The 14,552-nt window shown below is 37.8% G+C and carries 16 protein-coding genes and 1 other annotated feature; of the genes, 3 read left to right on the top strand and 13 right to left on the bottom strand.

Going from position 1 to position 14,552, the window contains the following annotated elements; genetic code table 11:
• Positions 1 to 205: 205 nt before the first annotated feature.
• The 5 genes from GZA11_RS09880 to argS form a co-directional block, all read right to left on the bottom strand.
• Positions 206 to 520: a DMT family transporter gene (locus GZA11_RS09880; protein WP_163183637.1), complete on the bottom strand. Its 315-nt coding sequence runs from the start codon at positions 518 to 520 to the stop codon at positions 206 to 208.
• Positions 520 to 861 (bottom strand): DMT family transporter, encoded by a 342-nt coding sequence (locus tag GZA11_RS09885; RefSeq protein ID WP_038538727.1) that lies wholly within the window; start codon positions 859 to 861, stop codon positions 520 to 522. The genes GZA11_RS09880 and GZA11_RS09885 overlap by 1 nt, the downstream gene beginning before the upstream one ends.
• A 239-nt stretch (positions 862 to 1,100) precedes the next feature.
• On the bottom strand, positions 1,101 to 1,598 hold the full coding sequence (locus GZA11_RS09890; RefSeq protein WP_038538725.1) for a methylated-DNA--[protein]-cysteine S-methyltransferase: 498 nt from the start codon (positions 1,596 to 1,598) through the stop codon (positions 1,101 to 1,103).
• A 134-nt stretch (positions 1,599 to 1,732) separates the two neighbouring features.
• The gene (locus tag GZA11_RS09895; protein WP_038538722.1) at positions 1,733 to 2,200 is read right to left on the bottom strand and encodes a DinB family protein; all 468 of its coding nucleotides are present in this window, start codon (positions 2,198 to 2,200) and stop codon (positions 1,733 to 1,735) included.
• 72 nt (positions 2,201 to 2,272) lie between these two features.
• Positions 2,273 to 3,964 carry an arginine--tRNA ligase gene (argS, locus tag GZA11_RS09900; RefSeq protein WP_163183639.1) on the bottom strand — a complete coding sequence of 564 codons (1,692 nt, stop codon included), beginning with the start codon at positions 3,962 to 3,964 and terminating at the stop codon, positions 2,273 to 2,275.
• Positions 3,965 to 4,019: 55 nt separating this feature from the next.
• Positions 4,020 to 4,233, bottom strand: a binding site (T-box leader).
• A 101-nt stretch (positions 4,234 to 4,334) separates the two neighbouring features.
• On the opposite strand from argS, the gene GZA11_RS09905 reads away from it, so the two are divergent.
• On the top strand, positions 4,335 to 4,589 hold the full coding sequence (locus GZA11_RS09905; RefSeq protein ID WP_038538716.1) for an alpha/beta-type small acid-soluble spore protein: 255 nt from the start codon (positions 4,335 to 4,337) through the stop codon (positions 4,587 to 4,589).
• A gap of 29 nt (positions 4,590 to 4,618) precedes the next feature.
• On the opposite strand, the gene GZA11_RS09910 is transcribed toward GZA11_RS09905, so the two are convergent.
• The 5 genes from GZA11_RS09910 to GZA11_RS09930 all read right to left on the bottom strand — a co-directional run bounded on the left by GZA11_RS09910 (position 4,619) and on the right by GZA11_RS09930 (position 8,408).
• Entirely contained in the window at positions 4,619 to 5,182 is a 564-nt protein-coding gene (locus GZA11_RS09910) for a TetR/AcrR family transcriptional regulator (protein WP_038538713.1), read from the bottom strand.
• 146 nt (positions 5,183 to 5,328) lie between these two features.
• A complete protein-coding gene (locus GZA11_RS09915; protein WP_081905117.1) occupies positions 5,329 to 5,496 on the bottom strand; it encodes an Arc family DNA-binding protein in 168 nt (55 codons plus the stop codon).
• 13 nt (positions 5,497 to 5,509) lie between these two features.
• Positions 5,510 to 6,376, bottom strand: a complete 867-nt coding sequence (locus GZA11_RS09920; protein WP_163183641.1) for an SPFH domain-containing protein — start codon at positions 6,374 to 6,376, stop codon at positions 5,510 to 5,512.
• Positions 6,377 to 6,760: 384 nt separating this feature from the next.
• Positions 6,761 to 7,036 carry a hypothetical protein gene (locus GZA11_RS09925; RefSeq protein ID WP_163183643.1) on the bottom strand — a complete coding sequence of 92 codons (276 nt, stop codon included), beginning with the start codon at positions 7,034 to 7,036 and terminating at the stop codon, positions 6,761 to 6,763.
• Positions 7,037 to 7,217: 181 nt separating this feature from the next.
• Positions 7,218 to 8,408, bottom strand: a complete 1,191-nt coding sequence (locus GZA11_RS09930) for a M14 family metallopeptidase (RefSeq protein WP_163183645.1) — start codon at positions 8,406 to 8,408, stop codon at positions 7,218 to 7,220.
• A 312-nt stretch (positions 8,409 to 8,720) separates the two neighbouring features.
• Between GZA11_RS09930 and GZA11_RS09935 the strand changes: the two genes are divergently transcribed.
• Together GZA11_RS09935 and GZA11_RS09940 are read left to right on the top strand one after the other, a co-directional pair.
• Positions 8,721 to 9,296, top strand: coding sequence for a TetR/AcrR family transcriptional regulator (locus tag GZA11_RS09935; protein ID WP_038538700.1), 576 nt, complete (start codon positions 8,721 to 8,723; stop codon positions 9,294 to 9,296).
• A gap of 106 nt (positions 9,297 to 9,402) precedes the next feature.
• On the top strand, positions 9,403 to 11,511 hold the full coding sequence (locus GZA11_RS09940; RefSeq protein WP_163183646.1) for an MMPL family transporter: 2,109 nt from the start codon (positions 9,403 to 9,405) through the stop codon (positions 11,509 to 11,511).
• A gap of 53 nt (positions 11,512 to 11,564) precedes the next feature.
• Here the strand turns inward: GZA11_RS09940 and GZA11_RS09945 are convergent, their stop codons facing one another.
• From GZA11_RS09945 to GZA11_RS09955, 3 genes are all read right to left on the bottom strand, one after another.
• The gene (locus tag GZA11_RS09945) at positions 11,565 to 12,116 is read right to left on the bottom strand and encodes a DJ-1/PfpI family protein (RefSeq protein WP_163183648.1); all 552 of its coding nucleotides are present in this window, start codon (positions 12,114 to 12,116) and stop codon (positions 11,565 to 11,567) included.
• A gap of 153 nt (positions 12,117 to 12,269) precedes the next feature.
• Positions 12,270 to 13,754 (bottom strand): PH domain-containing protein, encoded by a 1,485-nt coding sequence (locus tag GZA11_RS09950; protein ID WP_163183656.1) that lies wholly within the window; start codon positions 13,752 to 13,754, stop codon positions 12,270 to 12,272.
• Complete coding sequence (locus tag GZA11_RS09955; RefSeq protein WP_038538688.1) at positions 13,754 to 14,248, bottom strand: PH domain-containing protein; 495 nt, start codon at positions 14,246 to 14,248, stop codon at positions 13,754 to 13,756. Before GZA11_RS09955 ends, GZA11_RS09950 begins: the two co-directional genes overlap by 1 nt.
• Positions 14,249 to 14,552: the final 304 nt, after the last annotated feature.

Here is a 14,552-nt window from a genome sequence, read left to right on the forward strand (position 1 = left end):
ATGGATATAAAAACTTCAAGAGATTTCGAGCAAGAATCTTATTGAGACATCAGTATAAAGGAATGGGTCTACATATAGGATAGGGGTGGCCTGATTTCTTTACCACCCCAACATTTGACGGAGAACCTTCAATAAAAGGTTCTATCAATCAATTACAAACATTCCATCACGCGAACAAGTAATTTACTTTATAATAAGCTTTCATTTAGGACGCAAGCTTTAATCCAATGGCGGCCCCTAATACCATGGCAATAAAGACCACTCGCTTCCAATCCTTAGATTCTCCGTAAAACAACATTCCTAGAATGGCTCCGCCAGACGCTCCGATTCCAGTCCAAATGGCATAAGCCGTTCCCATCGGCAAAGTCTTCATAGCATAGGCAAGAAATAGGAAGCTCCCACCAAAACCCGCTAATAATAATAGATATGATTTCCAATTTCGCTCCCTATGTACTTTATTAATCATCGCCACGCCAAACATTTCACATAAACCTGCGATAACTAATGAAATCCACGCCATTATGAGTCCGCTCCTTTCTCAATATGTTCTTTCGTCACGAACTTCAATCCGATAACTCCTACTAGCAGAACCATAATTAATAGAATTTTTATTATATCAAACGGTTCTCCGAAAAAGAGAATTTCGGAAATGACGGTTCCGGCTGTTCCTAGACCAACAAAAACGGCATAAACCGTTCCAACCGGAAGCTTATTCCCAGCAGCAATCAGTGCATAAAAACTAATTAAAATCGAAACAACCGTCCCTGACCATGTCCAGATATCATCGGCATGTTTTAAACCAATTACCCAAAATACCTCGAAAAATGCAGCAAAAAACACCTTCATCCAATGGAAATTCATTTCCCTCACTCCTTTGAAAAAATGACACAAAAAAGCCTAGGGTAACTGTTAAACAGTATCTCCCAGGCTTTTATCCCACCGTGTACCACTATAAGAGCGTAGAACAAGGGGCGAACGAAAAGGTTGTTCATAACCTCTTTATATGGATTAACCTCGAACTTTAAATAGTACTGTAGGTGATTGCTAAACTTCTAATCAAGTGTACGTTTTCTTACCCGACTCTTGCAAACTTTTCACTTCTACGTACTTAATGGAAGGTAACCTTCTAGCTCCAAAAGTAATTTTTTAATTGGTGTGTTACTACCGGCATACCCGACTAAATTACCATTTTTCCCTATGACACGATGACACGGGATAATGATGGGAATTTGATTTGACCGATTCGCCTGCCCGACGGCTCGTATTGCTTTGGGATTCCCAATCATTTCAGCGACATCCGAATAGCTTCTCACTTCTCCATAGGGAATCTGTTGAAGTGCTTTCCAGACTTGTTTTCGAAAAGCAGTTCCTTCTATTGAAAGGGGCAAATCAAATTCTTTCCGCTTTCCGCAAAAGTATTCGTCCAATTGGCGGACGGCTTCATTACAACATTCTGAACCCTCTTTTATATCTGGATTTTTTCCCCAAAATTGAACCCAATCCTCTTCAAACAGTTCGATTCTGCTAATACCTTTTTCATCTGCAATCACCCATATGTTTCCAAAAGGTGCCTTACAGGATGCAAAATAAAGACTCATGATAAACGCTCCTATTCATAATACTAGCCCTATTATACCAAAGGATGTATATCTCGAAAAATTCAATTGTAGGCTATACAATTTACAAACATAATAAAAAACGCTTCTACAATAAGTAGAAACGTCTTTTTCATTTATTTTGTTTGCTTTGCTTGAATCAGGCGCTTCATAGATTGAATTTGCCCTAGATGCATGGCTTCATGGAAGATGGAAAAGTTCGCAAGTTCCCCAAAAGTTTCTTGACCAAGGATCGGAGCTTTCAATTTAGTTTGGAAGCTTTCTGCTGGAATTTCTTTGATGCGCTTAAGTTGTTCCTTCAACTGCTCAACCAATACTTGAACAGAAGGTACATCCCCTTGCCAATCAGCTGGTTTTGTCCCATTCCCAAATAATTCTAAATAATTTTCAGGTAAGTGAGCTGATTTTTTTGGAAAACCAAACATAAATTGTTCCGTCACAGTTAATACGTGACCAACTTGCCAATGTAAAGTATTATTAAATCCTTCAGGCTGAACATCTACTATACTCTCTTCCAAAGCCTCCACGTTTTTTAGAAAATAACTTCTTGTTGTCTCAAAATGTTTGAACAATAATTCGCTCATTTGATCCGCTCCCCTCACCATAATTACAGCTCTATTTTATACCATAATCATCCAATGGTTAAGCAAAAGGCATTACATTTCCTCCGGTGCTTCCATTCCTAATAATCGCAAGCCCTCTTTAATCACTACCGTCACGGAATATACAAGTGCCAAACGAGCATAGCGCTCCTCATTTTCTTCAAGTACTTTTACTTCCGCATAATATTTATTGAAAGCTTGTGCTAGGTCAACAATATATTTTGCCACTTGAGAAGGATCGTAATTTTCACAAGCACGTTTAACCACATTGGAAAATTCCATTAATATGCTTACAACCTTCCATTCCTTTTCCCAAGAAGCTTTATATGTCTCGGTTGATTCATCCTGCCAGTTCCCTTTTCGTAAAATGGAACAAGCCCGGGCATACGTATATTGAAGATAAGGTCCTGTTTCTCCTTCGAAACGGAGCATTTCTTCCAAAGAAAATTCAATATCGTTCATTCGATTATTCTTTAGGTCATGGAATATAACTGCGCCAACCCCTACCTGTTTCGCCACTTCATCTTTGTTAACAAGGTTTGGATTTTTTTCTTCGATATTTTTGCGCGCTATCGCGATGGATTCATTCAATACCTCTTCAAGGAGGACAACCTTGCCTTTGCGCGTGGACATTTTCTTTCCATCCTTTAACATCATCCCGAATGGAATATGAACCATTTCCTCTGCCCAGTCATAGCCTGCCTTTTTTAACACCGCAATCAACTGTTTAAAGTGAAGACTTTGCTCATGGCCAACCACATATAATGATTGGACAAAATGATAGTTTTCCTTACGGTAAAGGGCAGCAGCTAAATCACGTGTGGCATAAAGGGTAGCCCCATCTGATTTTTTAATTAAACATGGAGGAAGCTGTTCCTCTTCAAGCAAAACAACCTGAGCCTGATCGGATTCCGTTAAAAGCTGTTTTTCCATCAATATTTTCACGACTCGGTCCATTTTATCGTTGTAAAAGGCTTCACCGGCATAAGAATCGAATGTCACATTCATTAAATCATAAATTCTGGAAAATTCCTTTAACGATTCATCACGAAACCATTGCCATAGGGATAACGCCTCTTTATCCCCCTCTTCAAGCTTTTTAAACCAGGCGCGTCCTTCATCCTCTAGTGCTGGATTCCCCTCAGCCTCTTCATGGAATTTAACATATAACGCTAATAATTCCTTGATCGGGTTCTGTTTAACCTTTTCTGCATCTCCCCAACGTTTATAAGCCGCAATCAATTTACCAAACTGAGTACCCCAGTCTCCTAAATGATTGATTTTTATCGGCTTGTAACCGCATTTTTCCATAATAAGGGAAATGGAGTTGCCGATTACGGTTGAGCGCAAATGCCCCATAGAAAACGGCTTAGCAATATTGGGAGAAGACATATCAATGGTGACAATTCCACCCTGTCCAAACCCCTGTGATCCATAATCACCTTTTTGAGCGATGATTTCATTAATAACCTGCTCCGCCACTAGCTTTTTATTTAAAAATACATTCAAGTAAGCACCGACAACCTCAACTTTTACAAATGTATCGGATTGAATTTTTCCGCTTAATTCCTGTGCAATCTGACTCGGGGCTTTCTTCTTTAGTTTGGCCAACGCGAAACATGGAAACGCCAAATCCCCATGCTCACTGTTTTTTGGTTTTTCAATCAGACGTTCCAAGTCTTGAACAGGAATTTCTCCCTTCAACGCTTCAAATAAAATCTCAGCTAGCTCTTTCTTAAAATACATCCACAGCGACCTCCTTTTTTTTGTTAATTAAAAGCAAAAAACTCTCGCCTCTTTAAAAAGAGACGAGAGCTAGTTATTCCCGCGGTACCACTCTAATTGTTCAAAATGAACCAGCTTGACTTTATAACGGAGCATACTCCGGCACGCCCTACTAAAATTCAGACATGCTTCTCAAAAGTGCGCTTCATTATCTATTCCGTACCGGGCTTTCACCATCCCCGATTCGCTAAGACTTCCTAGATAATTACTCTCTTTTTCATTGAATTTTTCCTATTTATTACATGCTATTATACTGAATACTTTAACATTTATCCAGCTCCTCAAATGAATTTTTTAGAAAGGGAAATAATAAGGGAAAGGAGGGAGTCAAATGGCCAGAAGAAATAAAATTCTCGTTCCTGAAGCTCGAGAAGCAATGGATCAATTAAAAGCAAAGGTTGTTCAATCCTCAAGTCCAGAGAATGCCAAGTTTGAAGCGGCTACAGAGGTTGGAGTTCCGCTCAGAAAGGGCTACAACGGCCAGCTAACATCCGAACAAGCCGGAAAAGTAGGAGGCCGATTAGGCGGTAGTATGGTGCGCGAGCTCGTCAAAATGGCACAAGAAAACTTAAGAAAAAAACAATAAGGAAGAAGAGGACGGCTGGTGTCCTCTTCTCATTCCTTTAATAAAAATCCCTTCATAATATCAGCGATTTGCCTAGAGCTTAGGGGTTCATGATGTTTCTCCCAATCTGATACGAGGGCAATATACATTTTTAACAATAAAAAGCTTACTATTTCCGAATCTGCTGGTGGAATGGATCCTTTCGCAATCCCCGCTTCAATTTTTTGTTTTAAATACGCAATAATCTCATTTTCCACATGCTGCAGCTTTTCAGAAACGGCTAATGTTCCCATTTCTTTTTCCTCTTGAACAAGTTTAATCATGAGCTGGTGCTGGGAACGAAATTCTAAGATTCGATAAAGCGCTTGATGTACGTTCTCTGTAAAAGGTACATCCGGCTTGATCACTGACTCTGCTTCCGCAATCATTTCCTTAACGAGGGTAGAGATAATTTCTTCAAATAGTTCCTCTTTATTTTTAAAAAATGTATAAATGGTCCCTTTTCCAACATTCGCAAGCTTTGCTACCTGATCCATCGTTGTCGCTTTATATCCAAATAATGAAAAAGATTTGGTTGCTGCTTCAATAATCATCCTTCTTCTATCAGGTGCCACTATGACCGCCTTCCCTTCATTTGACTAAATTAGTTTTTTGGTCAAAATATTTACTCTTACTGTAGCATAGGCTTATTCCTGTTTCAACTATGGCAGGCACTAACAGCAACTATAAAAAAAGCGAAGGATACAAGTACCTCCGCTTTTTAGTCATTCTTTTTTTCCAAATTCAGCCTTCCGGATTCCTTTAAGCTTTTTTTAATAATTAACTCAATTTGCGCATTAACACTTCGGAATTCATCTTGTGCCCATTTTTCTAATGCATCATATACTTTCTGGTCAATGCGCAATAAAAATCTCTTTTTTTCGGCCACATCATCACAACCCTTAGTAAATCGTGCCTGTATTAATTACCGGCTGGCTCCCCTTCTCGGAAACGATTGAAACCATTAAGTTATTCACCATTTGTGCTTTCTTTTCTTCATCAAGTTCCACAATTCCCTCTTTACTTAGTTGATCAATGGCCGATTTCACCATCGATACCGCTCCGTCAACAATGACTTTCCTTGCCGCTAGCACCGCTTTGGCTTGCTGTCGTTGCAACATCGCATGAGCAATTTCACTGGAATATGCCAAATGCATGATTCTGGCTTCAATAACTTCTACTCCTGCCAGCTCCAACCGCTTTTGTAAGTCTTTTGTTAATTCTTCTGCTACCTCATCAGAGTGCTGACGCAATGAAATTTCATAATCATTATTCATATTATCATAAGGATATTGACTGGCAATATGACGCAGTCCAGTTTCACTTTGCGTATGGACAAAGTCTTTATAATTTTCCACATCAAATACTGCTTTTGCTGAATCAACTACTTTATAGACGACAACCGCCGCGATTTCAATAGGGTTTCCTTCCAAATCATTCACTTTTAATTTATCACTGTTAAAGTTAATAACTCTCAAAGACACTGTTTTTCTTACCGTTAAAGGAATGGTCAACCAAAAGCCTTCCTGTTTGATAACACCAAGATAACTTCCAAATAAAGTAAATACCTTGGCCTGATTTGGCTGAATAATCGTGAATCCTGATAGAAGAAGTAACAAAATCAAGGCACACAGTCCCGCTAAGAACAGGAATAGAACATTCCCCGTAAAAATAAACTGTCTAAATCCAAATACTGCTACTGCCCCAACTAACAGGAATAGAACAATCCCGATAAACCCATTTACTTTAAACAAATTTCTCTCTTTCATTCCTTACCACTCCTTTTTGGAACGATTTACTTATATCATTATGATATCATTTTGTTATCAAAATGAAAAGGACCCTCGCCCAGATCCCTGAAAAAATTTTATTTGCTTAACTCATTGATTCATAAAATGAACAAAGTCCACTAGCTAATAAGACGAAAATATCAAAAAGATCGTATCCAGTTACATAATTAAGCGCTTAAACTGAGATAAAGTTAATACGTAGAAACGAAGGAGATTGATGTGGTTTTATTGTAAGGAAGAGAGAAAAGTCAATTATTGGCCTTCTAGGGTGCTCGTGCTAGAAATATTACCTTCTAATTCTTTAGAAAGACATCTTACCTTACCTACAAAAGATCATGTTTCACCCTTTAAAGGAAATTTTAATTATTTCTTGGATAAAAATATACTCCAAATACAATTAACTGTAATGATCATCATTATAACCAACACTCCAAAGGCAATATAAAACTCAAAACTTGGTCGGTATCCGAAGGAATAACTCCAAATGCTTGTACCGATCCATAATGCCAGTAAAAACAACTCAAATAAAAATGCCATAATAACAAATAAAAGATAAGATCGTACTATATTTTTATTTGAAACACGAGAAAGACTAATGCCTTCCCAAAAGAGATCAGATATTTTAATTAATTTATTCATTTTTCATCCCCCTATAGGACATGTTTGCTATCCATTATGTCCAAAGGAATATTTTTACAAACCGTACCACTGTTACTAATATGAAAATATTCTTCTAAAAAACTCCCAGCTGACATATCAACCAGGAGTTCATAGCAATATATTCTTCTTTTGATAATTTTTTCAATAACTAAATAAAAGTCTACATATAAAGACCAGCCAAGAATATTCCTAAAACATCCTGATAAATTTCATCAAATTGTGTCAACGGCAGTGGGTTGATTCCTCTTCCAAGTTCAACTGTAAAACCTGGACGACGCCAGTCTTGGATAAACCAATCTTTGTAACCTGCCCAGCTTTCAATCGTTTTAACAGGTTCATAGCCACTGACCCTAGCAAACTCATTAACAATGATCTCAGATTCAGGAGGTTCGAGGTTTTCGTATCCCCAGTAAATAACCCTCCCTTGAGTATGAAATGCCAATACTCTTGCAAAATCTCGTCGGCGGGTTAACTCTGCCATAGCAACTGCTTCAGGTTCTGAGAGAGGCCGTTCACCCCCATAATCTCGGGGACCTGGCTCATCAGGATTCCTCGCTCTTTCTTCTTCCCATTTAGCAGGGAATTGATCATTTAAATCAACCCCTCTAATATTTGCCTTCCAGTCAGAAAAATCGGTTCGACCTCTATTTAATTCTACTACCCTACTTCTCCAGGGCTCCGCTTCTGGCGGTCCATTAATAACAAGACTCACCCCATCTGGATTCACCATTGGAACAATGGATAAAGAAGTTTGCTCGTATAATCGGGAAGTGACAATACCACGAATCAAATTTTGATTTGTCAAAGATAATAAATAATCATTAATAAAAGTCATTAAAACTGGTGTTGTTATCCATTCATTAGCATGAAATGAAGCATTATAATGAATCCTTTTTGTCCCATTTCCGATCAACAGTTCGGGGATATCATTACCAAGAACTGATTCACCTATTGTACTTACTTGCATAAATGGATAGACCGATTGCAGCTGTCTAATATCTCTCATCATTTTGGTATAATCGTAAAACTGCCTGCCCTGGACCAGTCTCCAAGTAATTCTTATTGGCACTTTTATCATTTGGCCAACTTGCAGCTGATTTGGATTTATATTTTGATTTACTAACAGAACCGCATCCAGCGGTAAGTTACGATTACGGGCAATTGACCATAATGAATCTCCAGGTTGAACCTGATAATCCTGAGCAACAAAACCAGGAATACGGATCCTTTGTCCAATCGAAAGCTGGTTTGGCTGCAGCTCTCGATTTGAATCCAAAATGAGTTGAAGATTCAAATGAAACAGTTGGCTATAATACCATAAAGAGTCTCCACGCCTCACAATAACATCCATGATGTGCCCTCCGATGAAAAGTAGCTTTAAATAAATGTATGCTACAATCTAATAAATTATTTGTCAGTCTTAACAGTTAATACAACAATGGAAAAAGTGCTCTTTTATATCAAAACCCTTTGATTGATAACGTACTTTTAAGAAATACTGGAGTAATGAAAGAGTTAAGATGAGTATGAATTTAATTCTCTTAATTGGCGGGAGTCCTTTGTTCTAGAGGAGAAATTTCTATATAACACGGACCACATTATTTTAATGAGTTTCAATATATCCCTCATTCAAATATAATAGAAACATTGTGAGGTGAACTTAATGGCACGAGAACGGAAATTTTCAACCGATGATTTATATCTAGCAACAAGACAGCTTCTGCTTATTCATGGCTATGAAGGATTTACTGTTAGTTTATTAGCCGACCGATTAGAGGTCTCTAGAGGGGCTATATATAAATACTTTGAAAACAAAGAAGAATTAATTACAGAATACATGATTTCTGAAATGAATGAATACCTTCTTAAATTAGATCATATGAAAAAATATGAAAGCTTTGAAGCTCAATTTGACTTTTTGCTAAATCTTATTTTCAGTGATACAGAAATTACAAAGCTTATTAATATTGGCCGGCAAATCCCTGCAAATATCAGTGAAAGAGTTGCGAAAAACAAAGAAAAACTAGAGGCACTTCATTTACACATGTACGATTGTTTACAAAACTTTATTGATCTAGGCAGGAAGGAAAAAAAGCTTAAAGCTCAAATACCAGATCCTTTAATTTTAGGATTTATTCTCCAAACAATTACCATTCCTAATCATGCTAACATCCCGAAAAAGCAGTGGATAGAGTCGATCAAGGAGATTATCAAAAATGGAATGTTCACAAATAATTAAATTGACACTACCGTCACTTTAAAAGATAATGATGGTATTATGAGTATCATTTTTTTACCTAAAGTGACATCACTGTTACTTTAAGACTTTATGAAGGGAGAAAACCATGAAATCTTTGCTCAATAAACTTACAGATTGGGTTGCAACCAAAAAAGGGATGTGGACGACCTTAGCCATTTGGTTAATTATTACGATTGTTTTGAGTGTTCTTGCCCCTAATGCTAAGGATTATGAGGTATCCAGAATAGATTCTCTTCCTGAAGATGCCAAGTCGGTCATTGCCCAAAAAAAAGTGGACCAATATTTTCCTAATAATGACGGAACCCCAGCCATTTTGGTTTTCCAATCCAACAAAGGTGAATTAGAGTATAAGGAATTAGTATCCATTGTAGATAAAATTGAAAGTAAAAATATCAATGGAATAGATCAAGTGGTTCCACTTTCTTCTATTCCGCCTCAAGCAGCAGCGAGCTTTTTCTCAGACGACAAAACGACTGCGATCATCCCGTTAACTTTTGATGCTTCTTTAGAAACGAAAGAAATCAAAAAGGTTAAAGAAAAAATTATTAACACCGTAGAAGATTCAACATCCAATTTAACATTGTATGTGACAGGTCCTGCCGGAATTGCAACTGACTCACTTGACCTATTTTCAAGGGCAGATCTTGTCCTACTATTTTCAACAGTTGGTTTAATTCTTGTTCTATTAATTATCATTTATCGTTCTCCGTTATTGGCAATGATTCCACTTATTGCAGCAGTCTTTGTTTATCAAGTGGTAATGCAAACTCTTGGGTTTATGGGTAAAGCTGGTCTTCAATTAAGCAACCAGACTATTTCTATCGGCTCAATCCTATTATTTGCTGCGGTAATTGATTACTCTTTATTCGTATTTTCACGATTTCGCGAAGAGCTGAAGAATCACCAAGATAAATTTGCTGCCATGAAAGCTGCCATGAGAGAAACAGGCATGCCTGTCTTCTTTTCCGGGGGAACCGTTCTAGCAGCCATGCTAGTACTATTTTTTGCCCAACTTGGCGATTACAACAACTTTGCTCCAACCTTTGCTGCCATCATGGTCATCATCATGCTAGCTTCGGTTACACTTGTACCGGCTTTATTTACCCTTTTTGGCAGAAAATCTTTTTGGCCAAAAATCCCAAAGGTTGGGGAGGAATCAATCCAGCACCATTCATTTTGGAGCAAGGTTGGCCGCTTTGTTGTAAAGAAACCTGGCCTATCCGTAGCAGTGATCGGGCTCATTTTGGTTTTATCTGCAACTAATATGTTTAATCTAAAATATGAGTTTGACACGATGAAATCTTTTCCGGAAGATATGCCTTCTCGTCAAGGCTATGAAATTTTAGAGAAAAAGTTTGAAAAAGGTGACCTTGCACCAACAACAGTTATATTTGAAAGTTCTGAGACAGTTTCCGCTGAGAAGCAAGAAGCATTAAAAACTGCTCTCACGGACCAGCTATTAGTCAGCAATGTACGAATAAATGGTATTACAAAGGACGGCAAAGTGGTAAATTATAGCCTTACCTTCCAAGAAAGTCCGTACTCTCTAAAGACAATTAACGCTTTAGAGAAAATTATTGATAATGCAGAACAAATCACTGAAGATAGCGGTCTTGATGGTAACCTATATTTCGCTGGAGAAACAGCTACTAAGGTCGATGACCGAACAGCCAATAATAGAGATGTTATTATCATTGTATTACTTGAAACCTTATTAATTTTCTTGTTGTTAATTGTCCTAACAAAATCATTCAAAATGCCGATTTACATGATGGGAACCATTCTTGTTTCTTTTCTAGCAGCATTAGGTTTAGGTATGTTCCTAACCGAGCTATTCTTTGACATAGATTCTATTGCAAACCGCGTGCCATTATATGCGTTTGTCTTCTTGGTTGCTCTCGGAATTGACTATAATATTATACTCATTTCAAGATTCCAGGAAGAAAGAAGAAAGCATTCTGTTAAAAAAGCAATAGAAATCGCGGTTTCTAGCACAGGTGGGGTAATCTCTTCTGCGGGTATTATTCTAGCTGCAACTTTTGCTGTGTTAATGACCCAGCCTATTGAGTTGCTATTCGTTTTCGGCTTTATTGTCGCGGTTGGAATTTTGCTTGACACCTTCTTAATCAGAGGAATCTTATTACCAGGTATCATCGTATTATTAGAAAAAGATCGTTCAAAGGAAACAGCATAAATACAACGGCGGGAGTCAATAAACCCCCGCCGATTTTTTGTTTATTCATATTATTAATGATTTAATAATTTAATAAACTCTTTCATAAAACCTGGAAGATCAGGCCATGCATGACCGGAAACTAGATTTCCTTCTACATGTAGATGGTTTTCTATATAGGTCGCTCCTGCTGCTTCTACATCCGGTTTACAGGCAATATATGCAGTCATCTCACGACCTTCTAAATACTGACTTACAGTACTGAGAACGAGACTAGCATGACAAATTGCCCCTACTGGTTTGTTGGTTTCAAAGAAGTGCGCAACAATCCTAGGAACATTTTCATTGAGGCGAATATACTCCGGTGCTCTTCCTCCTGGAATAATCAGACCGTCATATTCTTCCGGTTTGACATTTTCAAAAGCCACATGCGATTCAATTAAGTATCCCTTGCTTTCTGTGTAAGTATCCCAACCAATAAAATCATGGACTACTGTCTGCAACTTCTTATTTGATGGTGCAGCAATTTGCACATCATACCCTTCTTCCAAACAGCGAAAATAAGGATAATAGATTTCTAACGCTTCGACTGCATCCCCTGCTAAAATGAGCACTTTTTTTGTCATGGTTCCCAAACTCTCCTCTCAAAAAAATTGGGACAATGCCCTTTATTAATTTATTCAATGAATAACATAAATTTCCTCGTATACTTTTTTAACTTCCATTTTTTTAAACGTACAATGAACAACCTTGCTTTAAATGAAACGAAGACTGGATCCTTATTTAATCGTAATATCCATTTTCCTTCCTAAATACCACTGGTAAAAAGCATCTGCAAATTCTACAGGCACATCCTTTATTCCACTATGTTTAACTGGCTTGGACCGATTAACCATTTCTATAGAGGCAAGACCTAGCCACTTTTGAAATATGTTACGGGTAATTTCAATTTCAATGACTTTATCTCTTTTAGTAACAAATAAAGAAGTAGTCAAACTACCTGTCTTTAGCTGAATAAAACCGTCATGTAAGACATATTGAGTATTCGAAAAATTAATCCACCTAAGAGCAATATTGATAAACAACAAGATGGCTGATACCAACCACCAAGCCTGCTCTACTCCCCATACTTCAGGTTTAAAATAATAAAGGACGATAGTGACAATCCCCCAAATCCAGTACGGCCTTAACAATCGAACCCATAAAGATTTTTTGGGAAGCCGTTGCATTTGTGGGATGATTTTGTATGCTGGTAAAATTTCAGCAATCATTTCATAAGCCCGTTCTTTCGGAAGAAAAGGATAGAGAGAGTTGACTTCTGATTTTTCTTCTCCTATATCAAGGCCTCCAGCACTTGTCAACTTTACTTCAGCCAGCCCGAGCCATCGTTTCATAAAGGACTGATCAATATCAACTGCTTGTACTCTATCTTTTGCAATGGAAAAGGCTGTCTCCTCAATGATACCTTTTGCAATATAAATTCGATCCTGATCGGAGGAAATCTCATACTTACCGTATTTAAAAAATGTCCAGACCATTCCAAAAGTGACAGAAATAATGATAAATACGATAACCATTATTGTCAAAAGCCACCATGAGCTAATGATATTGTAAAAAATCCCTTCCGCCTCTTTATTAACATGAAAGATTTCATCTATTTTAAAATAAAACGAAGTCAAAATAGGAATTATCACAAAAAAACTGAAAGAAGTAAAACTAGCTCTTAAAACATCCCTTTTCGTCGGTTTAAAGTGAATGATTCGACTTGAATCAGAATCTTCCTCCATTCGTTCAATGATTTCAGCATCTGGTACAGCTCCACGCAAAGCCCTGGCCATATGTTCTTCCATTTGATTGGCTTCTGTTTGGGAAACTACATCAAATTTAACAGCTGCATCTTCACCGTTCATCCCTGTTTCAAAGCTAATAGAAGTCACTTGAAAAAGCCGATGAAAGAGTGTGGTATGACGAGTAACATTTTGAATTTTTGAAAAGGGAATCGTCCGTTCCGTTTTACTGAAAACTCCCTGATAAAGGTGAAAGGACCGATCATCCAGTGCGTATGTATGTGTCATCCATTTTAAAACAATATAAAGTAAAGCTAGACCTAGAAAAATGATAAAAATGATTCTACCATATTTAATATAAAGAGAATGTGAATTCGCCTTCATAATAAATAAAAAGATAACAAGGAAAAAAGTATTCTTTAACAGCTGCCATACCTCAAATACCATAAGAAGTGGATGAAATCGTTTCGTTCTCATTATGATTCCACTTCCTTGATTTTGGCATATTGAGCAATTTGTTCCCGTAACTTGATTGCCTGCTCCTTTGAGAGGGCTGGAATAACATGAGATGACCCCATCGTTTCAACTGCCACCTTACAAAGTCCATATTTTCTGAGCAAAGGTCCCTGAATAGTGGCCACCGATTGGATTTTTGTCATTGGAACAAGTTGATGCTTTTCATTCCATACCCCTGATTTCAGTTGTAAAAACTCTTCATCGACATCATAGCGCCAACTTTTATATAGGAAATACGGGCTTATCCAGGACCAGACCGCACCTATTACAGTAATCGGAATCAAACCGATCAGAATCCAGCCAATCCAATCTTTCCAAGAAAAGCGATAGTCTAGATAAAGCAGGATACCAAGCACCATAAAGCCTATGACATTAGAAATCGTTTCTTTTATGAGCCAAACTTTTACGGCATCCTTTGATAAAAAATTTTGGGGTTCATGCACTTCAGAATACATACGCATCTCCTCGCCTCGAATAATACAGAAAAAATATTACCAATTATTTCTACGTACTATCAAACTATTAGGTTTCATAGAAAAGCAAAAGCCCCCTGGTCAGCTGCGTATGGCCTCCTCCCAAAAGCTGCCGCTTTCGGTCGTGCGATGTTGATGCTGACGGGGCCCACCTTGTGGTGCTTCTCCAACTGAGATAAAGGAAACACGAAGAGCGTAAGCGATTCGATGTTGACTTATCGTAAGGGCGGAGACGAAGGTGTCTCACAGCTAGTAAGCAGTTCTCGTAGTGGTTCACATCCTTTCT

Source organism: Neobacillus sedimentimangrovi, from assembly GCF_010614825.1.
Lineage (GTDB): Bacteria > Bacillota > Bacilli > Bacillales > Cytobacillaceae > Neobacillus > Neobacillus thermocopriae.

Coding starts and splice junctions, on each gene's coding strand:
- GZA11_RS09880 (WP_163183637.1), bottom strand. CDS start 520: ATGGCGTGGATTTCATTAGTTATCGCAGGTTTATGTGAAATGTTTGGC.
- GZA11_RS09885 (WP_038538727.1), bottom strand. CDS start 861: ATGAATTTCCATTGGATGAAGGTGTTTTTTGCTGCATTTTTCGAGGTA.
- GZA11_RS09890 (WP_038538725.1), bottom strand. CDS start 1,598: ATGAGTCTTTATTTTGCATCCTGTAAGGCACCTTTTGGAAACATATGG.
- GZA11_RS09895 (WP_038538722.1), bottom strand. CDS start 2,200: ATGAGCGAATTATTGTTCAAACATTTTGAGACAACAAGAAGTTATTTT.
- argS (WP_163183639.1), bottom strand. CDS start 3,964: ATGTATTTTAAGAAAGAGCTAGCTGAGATTTTATTTGAAGCGTTGAAG.
- GZA11_RS09905 (WP_038538716.1), top strand. CDS start 4,335: ATGGCCAGAAGAAATAAAATTCTCGTTCCTGAAGCTCGAGAAGCAATG.
- GZA11_RS09920 (WP_163183641.1), bottom strand. CDS start 6,376: ATGAAAGAGAGAAATTTGTTTAAAGTAAATGGGTTTATCGGGATTGTT.
- GZA11_RS09925 (WP_163183643.1), bottom strand. CDS start 7,036: ATGAATAAATTAATTAAAATATCTGATCTCTTTTGGGAAGGCATTAGT.
- GZA11_RS09930 (WP_163183645.1), bottom strand. CDS start 8,408: ATGGATGTTATTGTGAGGCGTGGAGACTCTTTATGGTATTATAGCCAA.
- GZA11_RS09935 (WP_038538700.1), top strand. CDS start 8,721: ATGGCACGAGAACGGAAATTTTCAACCGATGATTTATATCTAGCAACA.
- GZA11_RS09940 (WP_163183646.1), top strand. CDS start 9,403: ATGAAATCTTTGCTCAATAAACTTACAGATTGGGTTGCAACCAAAAAA.
- GZA11_RS09945 (WP_163183648.1), bottom strand. CDS start 12,116: ATGACAAAAAAAGTGCTCATTTTAGCAGGGGATGCAGTCGAAGCGTTA.
- GZA11_RS09950 (WP_163183656.1), bottom strand. CDS start 13,754: ATGAGAACGAAACGATTTCATCCACTTCTTATGGTATTTGAGGTATGG.
- GZA11_RS09955 (WP_038538688.1), bottom strand. CDS start 14,248: ATGTATTCTGAAGTGCATGAACCCCAAAATTTTTTATCAAAGGATGCC.